11 protein-coding genes and 1 tRNA gene are annotated in these 20,237 nt (G+C 60.5%); 8 read left to right on the top strand and 4 right to left on the bottom strand.

The window, feature by feature from the left end; translation table 11 throughout:
* Positions 1 to 10: 10 nt before the first annotated feature.
* The 4 genes from uvrA to tkt form a co-directional block, all read right to left on the bottom strand.
* A complete protein-coding gene (uvrA, locus tag OP500_RS05480) occupies positions 11 to 2,866 on the bottom strand; it encodes an excinuclease ABC subunit UvrA (protein ID WP_274070413.1) in 2,856 nt (951 codons plus the stop codon).
* Between the two features lie 184 nt (positions 2,867 to 3,050).
* Positions 3,051 to 3,635 (bottom strand): gamma carbonic anhydrase family protein, encoded by a 585-nt coding sequence (locus OP500_RS05475; protein WP_274070412.1) that lies wholly within the window; start codon positions 3,633 to 3,635, stop codon positions 3,051 to 3,053.
* 262 nt (positions 3,636 to 3,897) lie between these two features.
* A complete protein-coding gene (prmC, locus tag OP500_RS05470) occupies positions 3,898 to 4,734 on the bottom strand; it encodes a peptide chain release factor N(5)-glutamine methyltransferase (protein ID WP_274070473.1) in 837 nt (278 codons plus the stop codon).
* A 321-nt stretch (positions 4,735 to 5,055) separates the two neighbouring features.
* Complete coding sequence (gene tkt / locus OP500_RS05465; RefSeq protein ID WP_238746510.1) at positions 5,056 to 7,032, bottom strand: transketolase; 1,977 nt, start codon at positions 7,030 to 7,032, stop codon at positions 5,056 to 5,058.
* A 287-nt stretch (positions 7,033 to 7,319) separates the two neighbouring features.
* Between tkt and OP500_RS05460 the strand changes: the two genes are divergently transcribed.
* The 8 genes from OP500_RS05460 to dapC all read left to right on the top strand — a co-directional run bounded on the left by OP500_RS05460 (position 7,320) and on the right by dapC (position 20,207).
* Positions 7,320 to 7,412, top strand: a tRNA-Ser gene (locus OP500_RS05460).
* A 219-nt stretch (positions 7,413 to 7,631) separates the two neighbouring features.
* Complete coding sequence (glnA, locus tag OP500_RS05455) at positions 7,632 to 9,050, top strand: type I glutamate--ammonia ligase (RefSeq protein ID WP_238746508.1); 1,419 nt, start codon at positions 7,632 to 7,634, stop codon at positions 9,048 to 9,050.
* Positions 9,051 to 9,406: 356 nt separating this feature from the next.
* Positions 9,407 to 13,930, top strand: a complete 4,524-nt coding sequence (locus OP500_RS05450; RefSeq protein WP_274070411.1) for an ESPR-type extended signal peptide-containing protein — start codon at positions 9,407 to 9,409, stop codon at positions 13,928 to 13,930.
* A 227-nt stretch (positions 13,931 to 14,157) separates the two neighbouring features.
* Positions 14,158 to 14,526: a RidA family protein gene (locus OP500_RS05445; protein WP_274070410.1), complete on the top strand. Its 369-nt coding sequence runs from the start codon at positions 14,158 to 14,160 to the stop codon at positions 14,524 to 14,526.
* Positions 14,527 to 14,851: 325 nt separating this feature from the next.
* Positions 14,852 to 16,291, top strand: coding sequence for an MBOAT family O-acyltransferase (locus OP500_RS05440; RefSeq protein WP_238746502.1), 1,440 nt, complete (start codon positions 14,852 to 14,854; stop codon positions 16,289 to 16,291).
* Positions 16,278 to 17,501, top strand: coding sequence for an SGNH/GDSL hydrolase family protein (locus tag OP500_RS05435; protein WP_274070409.1), 1,224 nt, complete (start codon positions 16,278 to 16,280; stop codon positions 17,499 to 17,501). The genes OP500_RS05440 and OP500_RS05435 overlap by 14 nt, the downstream gene beginning before the upstream one ends.
* Positions 17,502 to 17,567: 66 nt before the next feature.
* Positions 17,568 to 18,842, top strand: coding sequence for an SGNH/GDSL hydrolase family protein (locus tag OP500_RS05430; RefSeq protein WP_238746499.1), 1,275 nt, complete (start codon positions 17,568 to 17,570; stop codon positions 18,840 to 18,842).
* A gap of 162 nt (positions 18,843 to 19,004) precedes the next feature.
* Complete coding sequence (dapC, locus tag OP500_RS05425) at positions 19,005 to 20,207, top strand: succinyldiaminopimelate transaminase (protein WP_238746498.1); 1,203 nt, start codon at positions 19,005 to 19,007, stop codon at positions 20,205 to 20,207.
* Positions 20,208 to 20,237 lie beyond the last annotated feature (30 nt).

The following is a 20,237-nucleotide window of genomic DNA, read 5'->3' as shown; positions in this document are numbered from 1 at the left end:
CTTTAATTAATTAGTTAGTTAATATGATGCATCTTAAATATTTCCCAGTATAACTGGTTCCCATCTTTGCCACATCCTCCGGCGTTCCTTCCGCAATAATTGTACCACCCCCATCGCCCCCCTCGGGCCCTAAATCCACAATCCAATCCGCCGTTTTAATCACGTCCAGATTATGCTCGATAATCACTATCGAGTTGCCTTTGCCTTTCAGACGACCTATGACTTCCAGCAGTAGTGCAATATCGGCGAAGTGCAGGCCGGTGGTGGGTTCGTCGAGGATGTAGAGCGTTCTGCCGGTGTCGCGTTTGGAGAGTTCCAAGGCGAGTTTGACGCGCTGGGCTTCGCCGCCGGAGAGGGTGGTGGCGGATTGGCCGAGGCGGATGTAGCCTAGGCCTACGTCCATCAGGGTTTGCAGTTTGCGCGATACGGTGGGAACGGCGTCGAAAAATTCGCGGGCTTCTTCGACGGTCATGTCGAGGACTTGGCTGATGTTTTTGCCTTTGTATTGGATTTCGAGCGTTTCGCGGTTGTAGCGTTTGCCGTGGCAGACTTCGCAGGGGACGTAAACGTCGGGCAAAAAGTGCATTTCGACTTTAATCACGCCATCGCCTTGGCAGGCTTCGCAGCGGCCGCCTTTGACGTTGAAGGAGAATCTGCCGACGTTGTAGCCGCGTTCGCGCGAGAGGGGTACGCCGGCGAAGAGTTCGCGGATGGGGGTGAACAGGCCGGTGTAGGTGGCGGGGTTGGAGCGCGGGGTGCGGCCGATGGGGGATTGGTCGACATTGATGACTTTGTCGAGGTGTTCGAGGCCGCGGATATCGTCGTATGGGGCGGGTTCTTCTTGGGCGCGGTTGAGTTCGCGGGCGGTGATTTTGGCGAGGGTGTCGTTAATCAGGGTGGATTTGCCGCTGCCGGATACGCCGGTGATGCAGGTAATCAAACCGAGCGGCAGTTCGAGGGTTACGTTTTTGAGGTTGTTGCCGCGCGCGCCTTTGAGGACGAGCATTCGATCGGGATTGACGGGCGTGCGTTCAGACGGCACGGCAATGGATTTTTTACCGCTGAGGTATTGTCCGGTAACGGAATTTACGCATTTAGCGACGTTTTCGGGAGTGTCGGCAATCAATACGTTGCCGCCGTGTTCGCCTGCGCCGGGGCCCATATCGATGACGAAATCGGCTTCGCGGATGGCGTCTTCGTCGTGTTCGACCACAATCACGCTGTTGCCCAAATCGCGCAGGCGTTTGAGGGTGGCGAGCAGGCGGTCGTTGTCGCGCTGGTGCAGGCCGATGGAGGGTTCGTCCAACACATACATCACGCCGGTCAGGCCGCTGCCGATTTGGCTGGCGAGGCGGATGCGTTGGGCTTCGCCGCCGGAAAGGGTTTCGGCGGAGCGGGAGAGATTCAGGTAATCCAGCCCGACGTTAATCAGGAAACCGAGCCGCTCGGTGATTTCTTTGAGGATTTTTTCGGCGATTTGTTTTTTGTTACCGTCTAAATCCAGCGTTTCAAAGAATTGGTGGGTTTTGGTCAGCGGCCAGGCGGAAACTTCGTGCAAGGGTTCACCGCTGACGTAAACGTAGCGCGCTTCTTTGCGCAAACGTGCGCCGCCGCAGCTTGGGCAGGCGCGGTGGTTTTGGTATTCGCGCAGTTTTTCGCGCACGGTTTCGCTGTCGGTTTCGCGGTAGCGGCGTTCGAGATTGGGGATGATGCCTTCGAAGGCGTGGCTGCGGTTAAAGGTGGTGCCGCGTTCGGACAGGTAAGTGAAATCAATGACTTCTTTGCCTGAGCCGTGCAGCACGACTTTTTTGACTTTTTCAGGTAGCGTTTCCCAAGCAGCCTGCACATCGAAACCATAATGCCGCGCCAGCGACTGAATCATTTGGAAATAGAACTGGTTGCGCTTGTCCCAGCCGTCAATCGCGCCCGTTGCCAACGACAATTCGGGATGGGCGACCACTTTTTCGGGATCGAAGAAATTGGTGTTGCCCAAGCCGTCGCAAGTCGGGCAGGAACCCATCGGGTTGTTGAACGAAAAGAGGCGCGGCTCCAATTCGGGCAGGCTGTACGAACAGACGGGGCAGGCGAAACGCGCGGAAAACCAATGTTCTTCGCCGCTGTCCATTTCCATCGCCAGCGCGCGCTCGTTGCCGTGGCGCAGGGCGGTTTCAAAACTTTCCGCCAGCCGTTGCTTGATGTCCGCCTTCACTTTCACGCGGTCAATGACCACGTCGATATTGTGTTTGATGTTTTTTTCCAGCTTCGGCACTTCGTCAAGTTGATAGACTTCGCCGTCCACGCGCACCCGCGCAAAACCCTGCGCCTGCAAGTCGGCAAAGAAATCGACAAACTCGCCCTTACGCTCGCGCACCGCCGGCGCCAGAATCATCACGCGCGTGTCTTCCGGCAGCTTCAATACGGCATCAACCATCTGCGACACGGTTTGGCTGGACAAGGGCAAATCGTGCTCGGGGCAATACGGCGTGCCGACGCGGGCGTATAGAAGCCGCAGATAATCATGAATTTCCGTAACCGTGCCGACCGTGGAGCGCGGATTGTGGCTGGTGGATTTCTGCTCGATGGAAATCGCGGGCGACAGGCCTTCGATCAAATCGACATCGGGTTTGTCCATCATCTGCAAAAACTGCCGTGCATAGGCGGACAGGCTTTCGACATAACGCCGCTGCCCTTCGGCATACAGCGTGTCAAACGCCAGCGACGACTTGCCGCTGCCCGACAAACCCGTTACCACCACCAGCTTGTGGCGTGGAATGTCCAAATCGACGTTTTTCAAATTATGCGTGCGCGCGCCGCGAATGCGGATGGTGTCGTGGTCGTGGGCGGGTTTGTGTGTGTTTTTAGACATTTTCAGGCTGCCTGATGCAAAAAGGGAAAACGGCGGATTCTAGCATTTTTCCGTTTTTCAGGCTGGCTGAAAGCATCGGGCGGCTTTCAGGCAACCTGAAACCTATATCGGAACAAATTAAAGCAGCCTGAAAACGCCGCAACGGCTTTTCAGACTGCTTTGTACTGCGGATAACGCGCGGTATTCAGGCGTTTTCCGATTCGGCGGCAGCGCCCTGCCCTGCGTCATCGGCCAGATACTGCGCGGCCAGATACTGCGCGGCCAGGCGGGCGTAGTGGGCGGCAGAGTAGCGCAGGTGTTCTTTTTCGGCGTCGGTGAGCGGGCGCACGGCTTTGGCGGGGCTGCCCATATAGAGATAGCCGCTCTCGAGCCGTTTGCGCGGGGGGACAAGGCTGCCGGCGCCGATGATGACGTCGTCTTCGATTACCGCGTCGTCGAGCACGGTGCTGTCCATGCCCACCAGCACGCGGCTGCCGACGGTGCAGCCGTGCAGGGTAACGCGGTGGCCGACGGTTACGTCGTCGCCGATAAGCAGCGGCGAGCCTGCGGGTTTGGCGTCGGTTTTGTGGGTAACGTGCAGCATGCTCAAATCCTGAATATTGCTGCGGCGGCCGATGCGGATGGAATTGACGTCGCCGCGCAGCACGGCCAGCGGCCAGACGCTGGCGCCTTCGGCCAGGATGACGTCGCCGATCACGACGGCCTGCGGGTCGATATAGACGTCTGCCGCGAGCGCGGGCAGGCGGTTTTGGAAGGGGCGCAGGGGCATGGCGGGGTTCCTTTTGTTTTGGTTTGAACCGGCAGGCAGCCTGAAAAGTTTTCAGGCTGCCTGAATGCCGCTCCCGCGTAGGCGGGAATCTTGGTGGCTATTTAGCAATACTTAGAAAAACAAACGATTGCTTGGATTTCGGCAAGATTCCCGTCTGCGCGGGGGGAGCGCAGCGGACTTGCGTAAGCTAATGACGGCGCTTATGAAAATGACGGCGTTTATTGGCTTTCAGGCTGCCTTTGGTTTCAGGCTGCTTTGGCTTTCAGGCTGCCTGTGCAGACGTTACCCGATCCAGTCCGGCCAGATCGGTTTGGGTGGCGATGTCGGTGAAACCGGCGGCGGCTAGGATTTCGCGCACGGCAGCGCCCTGGTTGTAGCCGTGCTCGAACAGCAGCCGACCGCCGCTTTTCAGATGTTGGCGGGCACCGGCGGCGATGGCGCGGATGCAGCTTAGGCCGTCGGCAAAATCGGTGAGCGCGCCCTGCGGCTCGAAGCGCAGATCGCCTGCGGCCAGATGGGCGTCGCCGGCTTCGATATAGGGCGGATTGGAAACGATGACGTCGAATTTTTCGTTTTCAGGCAGCCTGAAAGGGCTGTCGGCGGCAGGGACGGCATCAAACCACGAACCCTGCGCCCATTCGATATCGGCGCCGAGTGTGCGGGCGTTACGCCGCGCCATTGCCAAGGCTTCGGCGCTGATATCGGACGCGCGCACGCGGGCGTCGGGGCGCTCGAGCTTGGCGCTGACGGCGATGATGCCGCTGCCGGTGCCCAAATCCCACAGGCTGCCGCCTTCGGGCAGCACCTGCAAAGCGGCTTCCAGCAGGTGCTCGGTTTCGGGGCGCGGAATCAGCACGGCGGGCGAAACGGCAAACTCGCGGCCGTAAAATTCGCGGCGGCCGAGTATATAGGCCATCGGCTCGCCCGCCAGCCGCCGCGCAGCCAGCGCATCGAGCGCGGCCGAATCGGCGGCGGGAAGCGCGTCGCCGTCGCGGGTAATCAGCTGGCTGCGGCTGAAACCGGTTTGGTGCTGCAGCAGCATCCGCGCTTCGTTTTTCGGCAGCGGGCAGGCGGCAAGCCATTGGGCGATGGTGGTCATGTTTGTCCTGATGGGCAGGCAGCCTGAAAACGGTGTTTCGCGGTTTTCAGGCTGCCTGATTGAAAATGAAAGACGGGTTTCAGGCTGCCTGAAACTTTTGTCAAACGCCAAATCCATTAAGCCCCGTCATTCCCGCGCAGGTGGGAATCTTGGTTGGACTTTAACAACATTATGTTTCTTAAATTATTTTCGAATGCCAAGCAGGATTCCCGCCTGCGCGGGAATGACGGCGTTTGTTGTGTTTTCAGGCTGCCCGTTGGTGGGATTAAGGCAGCCTGAAAGCGGGATGGCGTTTTCAGGCTGCCTTTGGCTTAAGCGGCGTTACAGCACCGATTTGACGGCGGCGGCGACATTGTCGGCGGTGAAGCCGAACAGTTTGAACAGTTCGCCGGCGGGGGCGGATTCGCCGAAGCGGTCAATGCCGATTACTTTGCCGCTTGAGCCGACATATTTGTACCAGCCGTCGGACACGCCGGCTTCCACGGCGACTTTGGGCAGGGCGGCAGGCAGCACGGCGGCGCGGTAGGCGGCGTCTTGGCGGTCGAACACATTGGTGCTGGGCATGGAAACGACGTTGACGGCGATGCCTTCCGCTGCCAGTTGTTTTTGCGCCGCCAGCGCCAGTTCGACTTCGGAACCGGTGGCGATAATCACGGCCTGCGGGTTTTCGACGGCGCAAACGGTGTAGCCGCCGCGTTTGATGTTCTCCAGCGCTTGGGCGCTGCGCGGCACGAATGGCAGGTTTTGGCGGCTGAAAATCAGGCTGCTGGGGCGGTCGGCCTTAACCGCTTCGCTCCAGGCGACCAGCGATTCGGCGGTGTCGCAGGGGCGCCAAACGTCCATATTCGGAATCAGGCGCAGGCTGGCGGTTTGCTCGACGGGCTGGTGGGTGGGGCCGTCTTCGCCCAGCCCGATGGAATCGTGGGTGAACACGGAAACCGACGGGATTTTCATCAGCGCCGCCATGCGCAGGGCGTTGCGGGCGTATTCGCTGAACATCAGGAAAGTGGCGCCGAAGGGGCGCAGGCCGCCGTGCAGCGTCATGCCGTTGACGATGGCGGTCATGCCGAACTCGCGCACGCCGTAGTGGACGTAGTTGCCGCCGTGCTGCTTGGTTACGGCAACGCTGCACGGCCAGTCGGTCAGGTTGGACGGGGTCAGGTCGGCGGAGCCGCCCACCAGCTCGGGCAGCAGGCCGGCCAGGATTTCGATGCTGTTTTGACTGGCTTTGCGGGTGGCGATTTTTTCGGCTTTGGCGCAGACGGTTTCCAAGGCAGCCTGAACGGCGGCATCGAAGTTTTCAGGCAGCCTGCCGGCCATGCGGCGCTCAAACTCGGCAGCTTCGGCGGGATATCGGCTGCGGTACTCGGCAAACAGGGCGTTCCACTCGGCTTCGAGCGCGGCGCCTTGAGCTTTGGCGTCCCAAGCGTTGTAGATGTCTTGCGGGATTTCGAAGGCGCCGTGCTTCCAGCCCAGATGTTTGCGCGTGGCGGCGATTTCGTCGGCACCCAGCGGCGCGCCGTGGGTTTTGTGGCTGCCTTCCTTGCTGGCGGCGCCTTTGCCGATCAGGGTTTTGCAGCAGATGATCGAAGGCTTGCCGCTTTCGGCGCGGGCGGTTGCGATGGCAGCCTGAAGGGCTTGGGCGTCGTGGCCGTCGACATTGGGCACGACGTGCCAGCCGTAGGCGGCGAAGCGCTCGGGGATGTTTTCGCTGAACCAGCCGTCCACTTTGCCGTCGATGGAGATATTGTTGTCGTCGTACAGCACAATCAGTTTGCCCAGCCCCAGCGTGCCGGCCAGCGAGCAGGCTTCGTGGGAGATGCCTTCCATCAGGCAGCCGTCGCCGAGAAAAACATAGGTGTGGTGATCGACGATGTTCAGGCCGTCTTTATTAAACTCTTCGGCAAGGATTTTTTCCGCCAACGCCATGCCCACGGCGTTGGCAATGCCCTGCCCCAACGGGCCGGTGGTGGTTTCGACGCCGTCGGTGTAGCCGTATTCGGGATGACCGGGGGTTTTGCTGTGCAGCTGGCGGAAGTTTTTCAGATCGTCAACGGATAAGTTGTAACCAGAGAGATGCAGCAGGCTGTATAAAAGCGCCGAAGCGTGGCCGTTGGAGAGCACGAAGCGGTCGCGGTTGGCAAACTTGGGATTGGCGGGGTTGTGGCGCAGAAAACCGCGCCACAGCACGTCGGCCATATCGGCCATGCCCATCGGCGCGCCGGGGTGGCCGGAATTGGCTTGTTGGACCATATCCATAGAGAGGAAGCGGAGGGCGTTTGCCGTTTGCGAAGCCATAATGATTCCTTGCAGTAGGTATTGGGGAGAAAGGCGCCGATTATCGCAGCCTTCCGCCCGCATGGTAAAGCAGGCAGCCTGAAAAAACGCAGCCTGAAACATGGCTGCCGGGGCTGTTTTTCCGTTTTCAGGCTGCCTTATTTGCCGGCGCCCGCCCGCACCCTGCCCCATTCCAAAATCAACACCGCCAAAATTTTCTTAACAAAATGCGCGACAAACTTCACCCGCGCCGTCCTTTGTTTGACAAACCCAGCGCCGATACCTATAATCCGCCGCTTCCAACTCACGGAGTAGTGGCTGAGAGGCTGAAGGCACCTCCCTGCTAAGGAGGCATACGGGGTCAACCTGTATCGAGGGTTCGAATCCCTCCTACTCCGCCAGCTAAACTAAAAACGGCAAGATTTCCGAATCTTGCCGTTTTTTCATTTTTCAAGATTTAAAACAGTGCATTAGCGCCAACCAAACAGGCAGCCTGAAAGTTTCAGGCTGCCTGTTGGCGCGTTTGCCCGTTTCCCATCGTCGCCCGAGTGTGGCACAATTTGCGCGGCGTTTCGCGCGCCGCACCGTATCCGAAAAACAATACCGATTAGGGGAACTTTATGTCCGTCCACCACGCCGTCCAACTGATTGAAGACAGCGAAGCCCGCTTTGTCGATCTGCGTTTTACCGATACCAAAGGCAAGCAGCACCATTTCACCGTGCCTGCCGCCGTGGTGCTGGAAGACCCCGAAGAATGGTTTGAAAACGGCCAGCCGTTTGACGGCTCTTCGATCGGCGGCTGGAAAGGCATTCAGGCCTCCGACATGCAGCTGCGCCCCGATCCGGCCACCGCCTTTGTCGATCCCTTTTTCGACGATGCCACCGTGGTCTTTACCTGCGATGTGATCGACCCCGCCGACGGCCAGGGCTACGGCCGCGACCCGCGCTCCATCGCCCGCCGTGCCGAAGCCTATCTGAAATCCACCGGCATCGGCGACACCGCCTATTTCGGCCCCGAACCCGAATTTTTCGTGTTTGACGGCGTCGAATTTGAAACCGCCATGCACAAAACCCGTTTTGAAATCACTTCCGAGAGCGGCGCTTGGAGCAGCGGCCTGCATCAGGACGGCCAAAACACCGGCCACCGCCCCGTAGTTAAAGGCGGCTACGCGCCCGTCGCCCCCATCGACGCGGGGCAGGATCTGCGCTCGGCAATGGTCAATATCCTGACCGAAATCGGCATCCCCGTGGAAGTGCACCATGCCGAAGTCGGCACCGGCAGCCAGATGGAAATCGGCACCAAGTTCAATACCTTGGTGCGCCGCGCCGACTGGACGCAGGACATGAAATACGTGATTTGGAACACCGCGCACAACTTCGGCAAAACCGCCACCTTTATGCCCAAACCGCTGATGGGCGACAACGGCAGCGGCATGCACGTGCACCAGTCTATCTGGAAAGACGGCCAAAACCTGTTTGCCGGCGACGGCTACGCAGGGCTGTCCGACACCGCGCTCTACTACATCGGCGGCATCATCAAACACGCCAAAGCGCTCAACGCCATCACCAACCCCTCCACCAATTCCTACAAACGCCTGGTGCCACACTTTGAAGCGCCGGTCAAACTGGCCTACTCGGCGCGCAACCGCTCCGCTTCCATCCGTATCCCGTCGGTGGGCAGCAGCAAAGCCCGCCGCATCGAAGCGCGTTTCCCCGACCCGACGGCCAACCCCTATCTGGCCTTCGCCGCGCTGCTGATGGCCGGCTTGGACGGCATCCAAAACAAAATCCACCCCGGCGATCCGGCCGACAAAAACCTGTACGATTTGCCGCCCGAAGAAGACGCGCTGGTGCCCACCGTCTGCGCCTCGCTGGAAGAAGCGCTCGCCGCACTCAAAGCCGACCACGAATTCCTGCTGCGCGGCGGCGTGTTCAGCCAAGACTGGATCGACAGCTACCTCGCCTTTAAAGAAGAAGACGTACGCCGCATCCGCATGGCACCGCACCCGCTGGAATTTGAGATGTACTACTCGCTGTAAGCCTTTTTCTCCAAACTTTCAGGCTGCCTGAAAACCCTTCAAACGGGGCTTTCAGGCAGCCTGAAACGCAAAAGCAAACGTTTTTCATAAGGTTAAACATTTTTAAATCCCGATAATCGGCACCGGCTTTGCTTATAGTTTCTCCGCGTCGCTAACACCACCCCGACAGCACAAAACACCTGATTGAAATTCGCTATTACCAAATCAAGCCGTCAAAAATTCCGTATAATCCGCGCCGAATTTTTCCGCCCGTACTGCCGTGCCTTCTTTTAGGAAGGCTTTTTTCAGGCAGCCTGAAAATGAAAAATACGCAGCCGGACAACCTATTACATTCAAAACCAAAAGGAAATCTGAAAATGAACCGTATCTACAAAACCATCTGGAACCACGCCAGCGGCACGGCAACTGCCGTTTCCGAACTCACCGCCGCCTGCGGCAAACGCAGCAGCGGCCGTTCAGGCAGCCTGAAAAATGCCGCCCCGCGCTTCCGTCTCAGCGCACTCTCTGTCGCCCTGCTGCTGGCCGGCACTCCTGCCGTTGCCGCAACGGTGGAAAACGGCACCGGCACCAATTCCGTTATCCTTAAAGGCGACACCGTTACTACCGCTACTGCCAACGGACAAGACGCCACCGCCATCGGCACCGGCGCAAAAGCCGATGAACAAAGCTCTTTCGCTGCCGGTACCAATGCCAAAGCCACCAATAAAAATGCCATTTCCATCGGCACCAACTCCAACGCCAGCGGAGCCACATCAACTGCCGTCGGCCAAGGAACCGTAGCCAACAGCCAATCTGCCACCGCGTTGGGTGACGGCGCAAAAGCTACTGAGAGCCAAGCCACTGCCATTGGCGTAGGTGCAAAAGCCAGTGAAGCAGGCGCATTAGCCGTTGGCATGACTTCCGCCGCCAGCGCATGGAACAGCGCGGCAATCGGCAGCAACGCCTCCGCATCAGGCTCAACTTCCCTTGCCGCAGGCTACAAAGCATCAGCAGGCAGCAGCAACTCTCTTGCTGTGGGCAGCTCTGCCAACGCACGCAAATTAAACGGTATCGCCATCGGCAAAAACGCCCAAGCAGGCACATCGGGCACAGTAACCACCACCGATGCCGATGCCATCGCCATTGGTTCAGACAGCGTGGCTTATGAAAAAGACACCGTTGCGCTGGGCAATTCCGCCAAAGCCACCGCCGATAGCGCAACCGCGCTGGGCAAAGGCTCAAAAGCCGATTCCCAATACGCCACCGCAGTCGGCTTGGATGCACACGCCAATGGCGACGGCGCAGTTGCCATGGGTTCGGGCGCAGGCACCACAGGCAACAGCGCAGTCGCCGTCGGCAATGATGCCAAAGCCACGCAAACCGATGCCAGTGCATACGGCCATAAGGCTGTGGCAAAAGGCGTGAGCGCCAGCGCATTCGGTCATGATGCACAAGCCGATAGCGAACATTCCGTGGCGCTTGGTTCCGCCTCTCGCGCCAAAGCAAACGGCGCAATTGCCATCGGCAACGATGCCCAAGCAAACGCTATAGATGCGCTGGCCAATGGTAAAAACAGCCGCGCGCTCGGCGAACGCGCCACCGCAGTAGGCAATTCCGCACAGGCGCAAAAAGCTGACAGCATTGCCGTAGGTAATGGCGCACAAGCCGCCGCCACATTCGCTCTGGCTGCCGGAACAGGCTCCCGCGCCACTGCCGAAGGTACAGTAGCACTAGGTAACGATGCCCAAGCCAGTCAGGATGGTGCAGTTGCGCTGGGCAGGGCTTCTACAACCGATGCCGCCGTTGCCACCACCAGCGCCACCGTCGGCGGCATCACTTACAACGGCTTTGCCGGCACTACTCCCGATTCCACCGTCAGCGTCGGCAACGGCAGCCTGAAACGCACGATTACCAATGTTGCCGCCGGTCGCATTACCGCCACCAGCACCGATGCCATCAACGGCAGCCAGCTTTATGCCGTTGCCGACAAAATCGGGCAGCTGCAAGCTGGGCAAACCCATTACTACAGCGTGAAATCCGGACAAGCCGGCGTAGGCACCAACTACGCCAACGACGGCGCAACGGGCTCAGATTCATTGGCAGCAGGCGTGAAAGCCGTTGCCAGCGGCAATAACGCTGTGGCAGTAGGTAGCGATGTTACCGCTGCGGGTAACGAATCATTGGCTGTCGGCAACAATGTGAATATATCTGCTGGCGCTACTGGCGCAACCGCCATCGGCAACAACAGCAAAGCCACCGCCCAAGGTGCACAAGCATTTGGTCAAAGCTCCGAAGCCAAAGGTGTAAACTCTGCTGCTATTGGTCGTCTTTCTATTGCCGAGGCTGAGCGCTCAGCCGCATTCGGCGTAGGCAATACTGCTTCTGGCATCTCATCGCTATCTGTGGGCGATAGAAGCATCGCCAAAGAAGCCTATTCGGTTGCTATTGGTACGCAAGCCAATGCTACTGGCAAAAATTCCATTGCGGCAGGCTACAAAGCCAATGCCACTAATGACGGTGCGGTTGCCGTTGGTGCAAACAGCAGTGCCACCAACGCTTCTACCGCTCTGGGCGATGGTTCCAAAGCCACAGGTCTGAATGCCACCGCCTTGGGTTGGAACGCCAACGCCGCTGGTCGTGCCGATGTGTTTATCGGTAAGCAAGCGGGTGCAGGCACGGCTAACACCAGCAATTTCAGCAATATCGGTATTGGCGAAGGCGCGGTACGCAATGCGGGCAGCGCCACAAAAGATGTCAACAACATCATCGGCATTGGCACCGGCGCAGCAGAGGGCATTCAGGCCAACCACAATATCGCCATGGGCGCACACGCCAACGGCACAGGTGCAGGCGCGGCTGCCGTTAACACCACCAACAACGTTGCCATTGGCGAGCGCACCCGCGCCAGCGGCGGCAACTCCATTGCCGTCGGCAACCGCACCAAAGCCGAAGGCGTGGCAGCGATTGCCTTGGGCGTAGCCGCGAATGCCGCAGGACAAAACGGCTTTGCCGCAGGGCAAAATACCGTGGCAAGTGAGTCTGGCACGATTGCCATCGGCGGCGCACCCCAAGCAGCGAGTGCTGCCCAAGCAACAGGCGTTCAAGGTGTTGCCATCGGTCAGCAAAGCCAAGCCAGCCACACCGCATCGCTGGCCTTGGGCAAAGGCGCCAAAGCCAAGCACAACAACGCCGTAGCGCTTGGAGCGGATTCTGAAACCGAAACCGCCGTCGGCACCACCAGTGCCACCGTAAACGGCATTACTTACAGCGGTTTCGCGGGAACTGCTCCGACTTCAACCGTCAGCGTTGGCAACGGCAGCCTGAAACGCACCGTAACCAACGTTGCCGCCGGTCGTATCAACAAAACCAGCACCGATGCGATTAACGGCAGCCAGCTGTATCTCACCCAAGAGAAAATCGGCAACATCGGCAATACCACCAAAAACATCCTTGGCGGCAACGCGGCGATGGATGCCGATGGCAATCTGACCATGACCAATATCGGCGGTACCGGCAAAAACACCATCCACGAAGCGATTCAGGCTGCCAATAACAACGCCAATGCGGCTAATGCAGGCTTCAAAATCGCCGCCAACGGCGACGCTGCCGGCATCACCGCCGACAACAAAACCATCAAGCCCGATGAAACGCTGACCATTAAAGGCACCGGCACCGGCACGTTTAGCGATTACGACAGCGGCAATATCCAAACCCAAGTAAGCGCAGACGGCACCGTTACCGTCGGCTTGAAAAAGGATTTGACCGTCAACAGCGTTACCGCAGGCGACAGCAAACTGGACACCAACGGTCTGACCATCACAGGCGGCCCGAGCGTAACCAAAGCGGGTATTGACGCAGGCAGCAAGAAAATCACCAACGTGGCAGACGGCACCATCGGCGCCGGCAGCAAAGATGCGATTAACGGCGGACAACTGCACACCGCGTTGAGCAATATCAACAACAACATCGCCGCCGCCAAAACCGAAGTCAAATCCAGCGACGGCAGCGTGAGCGTAACTCCGGGCACCAACGCCGCGGGCGCAACCGTGTATGACTTGGCAGTCAAAACCGACGGCACCACCATCACCAAAGCCGCCGACGGCAGCCTGAAAGCCAATACCACCACGCTTGCCCCCGCCACCAACGGCAGCATCGCCGCGCCGGCCGCCACCGATGCAGGCAAACTGGTTACCGCTGGCGACATCGCCAACGCCATCAATGGTTCCGGCTTTACCCTGACCACCAGCGCTTCGGCCGGCGGCGCCGTTTCCGGCACCGCCAACGAGCTGGTCAATCCCGGCAAAACCGTTACCATCGACGCCGGCAAAAACATCAGCATCACCCAAAGCGGCGGCAAAGTCAGCATCGCCACCAAAGACCAGGTTGAGTTCAGCCAGGTAACGGTGAAAGACGCTGCCGGCAACCAAACCGTTACCAAGGGCAACGGCGTTACCATCACGCCGGCAAACGGCGGCAACGCGGTCAGCCTTACCGATAAAGGCCTGAACAACGGCGGCAACAAAATCACCAACGTCGCCGCCGGCACCGATGCCGACGATGCCGTCAATGTCAGCCAGCTGCAGGCGCTGGAAAACCGGCTCGGCAATATCAACCAGGCCAACAACCAGTACATCCAGCAGCTGGACGACAAAATCGGTAAAGTCGGCGACAAAGCCAATGCCGGCGTAGCGGGCGCCATCGCCCAGGGCTCGATTCCGCAGGTTACCCGCCCCAGCGCCTTCGGTCTGGGTGTCGGCACCGGCTATTACGGCGGCCAATCGGCGATTGCCGTTGGCGCCTCGGCGATGACCGACGGCGGCAACTGGATTTTCAAAGGCAACTTCTCAGTCAATACCAAAGGCCGCGTCGGTGCCGGCGCCGGTGCGCTGTATCAGTGGTAAACGCCGCTTAAAGCCGCCTGCGGCAGCCTGAAAACCGTTTCAGGCTGCCTGCAAAGAGCAAAAAGGCAGGCTTGAACGACAGGCAGCCTGAAACGCAGATCCCACCGTGTTTCAGACTGCTTTTTTACTTTGGCGCGCGGCAAAAAGCGCGGCCGCTGGGTTACAATACCGTCTTTTTTCAGGCTGCTTTCAGGCTGCCCGAATGCTTTGATACCAAGGAAACCGCGATGACTTCCCCGATTACCCGTTTGGGCGCCGGTGCGCGCCTGTCTGAAGCCGTATGCGCCAAAGGTTTGGTGTTTCTCTCCGGCATGGTGCCGGAAAACGAAACCGCCGGCGCGCAAGCGCAAACCGCCGACGTGCTGCGCCAAATCGACCACTGGCTCGCCCAATGCGGCTCGGACAAACGGCATATTCTCGAAGCCACCATCTATCTGGCCGATATGGCCGACTACGCGGCAATGAACGCGGCGTGGGACGCATGGGTCGATCCCGCCGCCACGCCCGCCCGCGCCTGCGTCGAAGCGCGTTTGGCCAAGAGCGAATGGAAGGTGGAAATCAAAGTATCGGCGCTGCAAACCGAAGCGGCAGCCTGAAAATTCCCAGCCCGATAGTGCCCCCAAACAACCGCCCGCGCCGCTGGCGGCGCGCGGCAACAAAAACCGCTGCCGATTCAAAGGCGGCGCATCAAAACCATACCCGCCGCATAAGGCTTAAGCTACAATCGCCGCCTTTTGCGCTCGCGTTCGCGCCAGGGCAAAAAGCAGCCTGAAAACGGCGCGGCGCTGCCCTGATGCGCCAGGCATCCGCCGCCGGATAGGCAGCCTGAAAACTCCAATAACACACCCCGCCGCAGGCAGTCTGCACGAGCGCCGCTCTTTTCAGGCTGCCTGCCGCACCCAACCGATTACCGCATCCATCATGCCCTTTTTATCTATCGAATTTGCGCTGTTTTTTCTGCTGTTTCTGCCGCTTTATTGGCTGTGCCGGCCGTCGCCGCGCCTGCAAAACCTGCTGCTGCTGGCCGCCGGCTTGGGCTGGCTGGTTTATATCGCCCCGCTGGCGGCGCTGGCGCTGGCGGCGTTTTCGCTGGCCGTTTCGCTGCTGGCGCAGCTGCTGACCCGCAGCCGCTCGACCGCCGCCCGCCGCTGGTGGCTGGGCACGGGCGTGGTGCTGGCGCTGGCCAATCTGGTATTTTTCAAATTCTCCGACTTTTTCCGCCCGCTGCTGCAGCAGCACAGCGGCAGCACGCTGCCGGACATCCTGATGCCGCTGGGCATCTCTTACTACACCTTTCAGGGCATCGCCTATCTCGTCGCACTCTATCGCGGCGAGAGTCCGCGGCTGGGCACCCTGCAGCAGCTGCTGCACTTCGGCTTCTTTCCCACCATCACTTCCGGCCCGATTATCCGCGCCGCCGCCTTCAAAGGCAGCGGCGGCCGCCTGGAAGCGGGCATGGCCGAGCAAATCTGCACCGCCGCGCCGCGCGATATGGTGAAACCGGCGCTGGCGGTATCGCTGATTGTGCTGGGCATTGCCAAAAAATGGTGGCTGGCCGGCACGCTGGGCGAAAGCTGGGTCGATCCGGTTTTTGAAAACCCGCTGCAATACGACGCGCCCTCGGTGCTGGCGGCGGTGTACGGCTACACCGTGCAGCTGTTTATGGACTTTTCCGGCTACAGCGACCTGGTAATCGGCATGGCGATGCTGCTCGGTTTCAGGCTGCCTGAAAACTTCAATATGCCGCTGCGCGCCTACAATATCCGCGATTTTTGGGACCGCTGGCACATCACCCTGTCCACCTGGATACGCGACTACATCTACATTCCGCTGGGCGGCAGCCGCCACGGCTTCACCCGCACCCAGATCAACCTGATGCTGGCGATGCTGCTCTCGGGCATCTGGCACGGCCAGGGCTGGAACTTTTTGCTGTGGGGCGCGCTGCACGGCGCGGCGCTGGTGCTGCTCAATATCGGCGACAAAATCGGCGGCCGCCGCGAAATCCTTGCCGCCAGCCGCATCGCTCGTCTGATCGGCATCCTGTTTACCCTGCATTTCGTCTGCTTCAGCTTTGTGGTGTTCCGCACCGCCAGCCTTAGCGATGCCGCGCTGGTATTCCAATCGCTGGCCGGACAAGGCGCCGGCTGGCGGATGCCCGAGCTGCCGGTGGCGGCGCTGCTGGTGCTGTTTGCCGCAGCGCTTGCCGCCTACGGCCTACTGGCACGCGTTTTCCGATGCGCCGCCGCCGCGCTGGAAAAACTGCCGGTATGGCTGTGGTGGCTGCCGCTGACCGCGGCGATGGTCTTACTGATGGTGCTGGCGCCGTCCGGCATTCCGGGATTTATTTATGCAAACTTCTGATCCGCAAAACGGCAAGCAGCCTGAAAACCAAAAGCAGCCTGAACAGCAGCCCGAAAAGCAGCCTGAACAAGCCGCGGCGCCCGCCGGCTTTCAGGCTGCCCGCCGCTTCCGTTTCCTACCGCTTTACTGCAGCCTGCTGGCCGCCGCCGTGCTGACCCTGTGGTTCAGCCAACAGTCGGTCAATGCCTACTGGCAGCAGACTTTCCACCGCAGCAGCCCGCTGGAAAAACTCGACGCCTACCCGTGGTGGCAGCGCGGCGCGCAGCTGCAGAACGAAGCCAACGACGGCTACCGCGGCATGCTCGAATGGATCGACAGCCAAAACGGCCGCTGGCAGCAGCAGTTCCCCGCCGCCGACAACACGCCCCTTGCCGATGCCGGCAGCGACGCGCCGCCGCAGTATCCGTCCGCCTTCCCGCCGCTTGACGACGATGCCGCCTCCGGCCTGCCCGCGGTCATACGCAAAACCGAAACGGCCGGACAGTCTGCTTCTGCCCCGCAGGCGCAAGAGCAGAAGCAAAGCGAAAAGCAGCCTGAAGACCCGCAGTCCGCCACCGTAACCCTCAAGCCCGGCGACAAAGTCTTTTTCGCCGGCGACTCGCTGATGCAGGGCGTGGCACCGCATGTGCGCAAATCGCTGCACGCGCGCTACGGCGTCGAGTCGATCGACTTGAGCAAACAAAGCACCGGCCTCTCCTACCCCGGCTTTTTCGATTGGCCGGCGGTAATCGAAAAGAATTTAAAAGAACAGCCGGACATCCGCCTGTTGGTGGTATTCTTGGGCCCCAACGACCCGTGGGACTTCCCCGACCCCGAGAAAAAACGCAGCGGCTACCTGCGTTTCAAAAGCCCCGAATGGGAAGCCGTGTACCGCAGCCGCATCCGCCGCATCGCCGATGCTGCCGAAGAACGCCACGTGCGCCTGATTTGGCTGGGCATTCCGCTGATGAAGCCCAACAAGCTCAACGACCAGACCCGCTATCTCGACCGCGTGCTGGCCAGCGAACTCTCCGGCCGCGCCCTGTGGCTGCCCACCGACGAGCTGCTCGGCGGGCGCAGCGCCTACCGCGACAGCATCAGCCTCGACGGACGCAACGTGCGCATGCGCAGCAAAGACGGCATCCACTTCACCATTCCCGGCCAACAGCGTCTGGCCGCCTACATCGAGCGCCACATCGCCTTTACCGGCAACAACGGCGCCCAACCCTGACCCGCAATGTTTTCAGGCAGCCTGAAAGCCTTTCAGGCTGCCTGAAAACAGCGGCAGTATCCGATTATGAAAGCATCGAAAAACCTTTTCCCGCACTCCTCGCTCTTTTTGCTGCTGGCCGCGCTGCAGCTGAGCGCCTGCCACAAAGGCGAAGCCGCCGCCCAAGCGGCCGACACCCCCGCCACCATCGTCAATTACCATCCCGCCGCCCGCGCCAAAAAACCGCAGGATGCCGCGGCCAAATCCGCCGCACCCGCGCGCAGCAAAAGCGCCCCCGCCTACAGCGACCGCCAGCACTGGCTGGAAAAATGGCACAAGCTCGACCAGGGCGCCAAAGTCAAATTCCGCATCATCCAGCTGGGCGACTCCCACACCGCCGGCGACTACTTCAGCCACGAAGTCCGCAGCCGCCTGCAGCAGCGCTGGGGCGACGGCGGCATCGGCTGGGTGTTCCCCAATAATCTCAACGGCCAGCGCAGCGCCCTGGTCAGCTATCAGGGCGGCGGCTGGCAAACGCTCAGCAGCCGCAAAGAACAGGCCGACTTCCCGCTCGGCGGCGCCTTGGTGCGCTCCAACGGCCAGGGCAGCCTGACCCTGTCCGAACGCACCCCGAGCGGCGGCGAACAGGACATTACCCTGATGATCAAACCGCTACTGGCCGACAACCCGCTGTCGGTTACCACCGGCAGCGGCCGCACCGAAGCCGTTTCCCCGCTTTCAGGCAGCCCGATCTGGCAATACAGCAACTTCAGCGCCAGCCTGCCGCTCACCCTCAGCGCCGGCGGCAGCGATTTGTGGGAAATCGGCCTGATCGGCATCGAAAACCGCCAGCCGGGCATCGTCTATTCCGCGCTCGGCATCAACGGCTCGCAGCTGGCACAAAGCAGCCGCTGGCGCGCCGGCTGGGAGCAGGATCTCGCCGCCACCCGCGCCGATCTGGTGGTTCTCGCCTACGGCACCAACGAAGCCTTCAACCCCAAACTCGATCTCGCCCAAACCGAGCAGCAGTGGCACGACATCATTGCCCGCATCCGCAAAACCCTGCCCAATGCCGGCATTATGGTGATCGGCGCGCCCGAATCGCTCAAAAGCACCGCCGGCAGCTGCGGCCAGCGCCCGGCCATGCTCGACCAGGTGCAGCAGATGCAGCAGCGCATTGCCGAAAGCGAAGGCCTGCTGTATTGGTCGTGGCAGACCGCAATGGGCGGCAACTGCAGCATGAAAAACTGGATGGGGCAGAATCTCGGCGCACGCGACGGCGTCCACTTCTCCGCCCAGGGCTACCGCCAAGCCGGCGCCGCGCTGGCCGACGACATCATCCGCATGGTTCAGGAACGCTGAATCCCTTTTCAGGCTGCTTTGGAAACCCGTTTTCAGGCAGCCTGAAAACTTTTCCGCGCCCCAAACCGCCTATCCCGCCCCTTTCGCTTTCAGGCTGCCTGCCGCGTCCGGCCGGCAGCCGTGCTAGAATCGCCGCCTTTTCCCAACTTCCGTCCAAGCACCATGAACAGCCGTCTTAACCTGCTCCAAGCCTATCCCTTCGCCCGCCTGCGCCAGGCGGTGGCCGGCATCACGCCGCCGGCAGATCTCAGCGAAATCCCGCTGTATATCGGCGAACCCAAACATCCCGCACCACCCTTTGTGCTCGAAGCGCTCAGCCGCTCGCTCGACGGGCTGTCCAAATACCCGCTTACCGCCGGCCTGCCCGAGCTGCGCCAGGCCTGCGCCGACTGGCTCGCGCGCCGCTACGACGGCTTGGCCGTCAGCCCCGACAGCGAAATCCTGCCGGTACTCGGCAGCCGCGAAGCGCTGTTTTCCTTTGTGCAGTCGCTGCTCGAGCCGGCGGCGGACGAAAAACCGGTGGTGGTGTCGCCCAATCCCTTCTATCAGATTTACGAAGGGGCGACGCTCTTGGCCGGCGGCGAAATCGTTTACGCCAACAACCGCGCGCCCGATTTTCTGCCCGACTGGGACAGCGTATCGGAAGAGCAATGGCGCCGCTGCAAGCTGGTGTTCGTCTGCTCGCCCGACAACCCCAGCGGCAGCGTGATGCAGCACGAAGACTGGCTCGCACTCTTTGAGCGGCAGGCGCGCTACGGCTTTGTAATCGCCGCCGACGAGTGTTATTCGGAAATCTATTTCGACGGCAAAAAACCCGTCGGCTGCCTGCAGGCCGCCGCCGAAGCGGGGCGCGGTTTCGACAACTTAATAACCTTTACCAGCCTGTCCAAACGCTCCAACCTGCCCGGCCTGCGCTCGGGTTTCGTTGCCGGTGACGCCAAACTGATCGCGCCCTTTCTGCTCTACCGCACCTACCACGGCAGCGCCATGAGCCTGCCGGTGCAGCACGCCAGCATCGTCGCGTGGAGCGACGAAGAACACGTTGCCGCCAACCGCCGTCTGTACCGCGAAAAATTCGACCGCGTGCTGCCGGTGCTGCGCCGGCAGTTTGAAGTTTCCCTGCCGCAGGCTTCGTTTTACATCTGGCTGCGCATCCCCGGCGGCGACGATTTGGCCTTCACGCAAAACCTGTACCGTGACACCGGCGTGCTGGTGCTACCCGGTCGCTTTTTCGCCCGCGACACGCCGCAGGGCAACCCGGGTGCCGGCTATGTGCGCATCGCGCTGGTTGATGAAATCGAGCGCTGCGTCGAAGCCGCCGAGCGCATCGTTGCCTGGTACGGCAGTCAAAAACACCCGGCCTGAAGCAGGCAGCCTGAAAGCGTGCTGCTCCCC

This window comes from Kingella sp. SNUBH-2017, from assembly GCF_028680565.1.
Taxonomy (GTDB): Bacteria; Pseudomonadota; Gammaproteobacteria; order Burkholderiales; family Neisseriaceae; genus Kingella_D; species Kingella_D pumchi.
The sequence above is the reverse complement of the archived record's forward strand: the minus strand, read 5'-3'. Positions and strand labels throughout refer to the sequence as shown.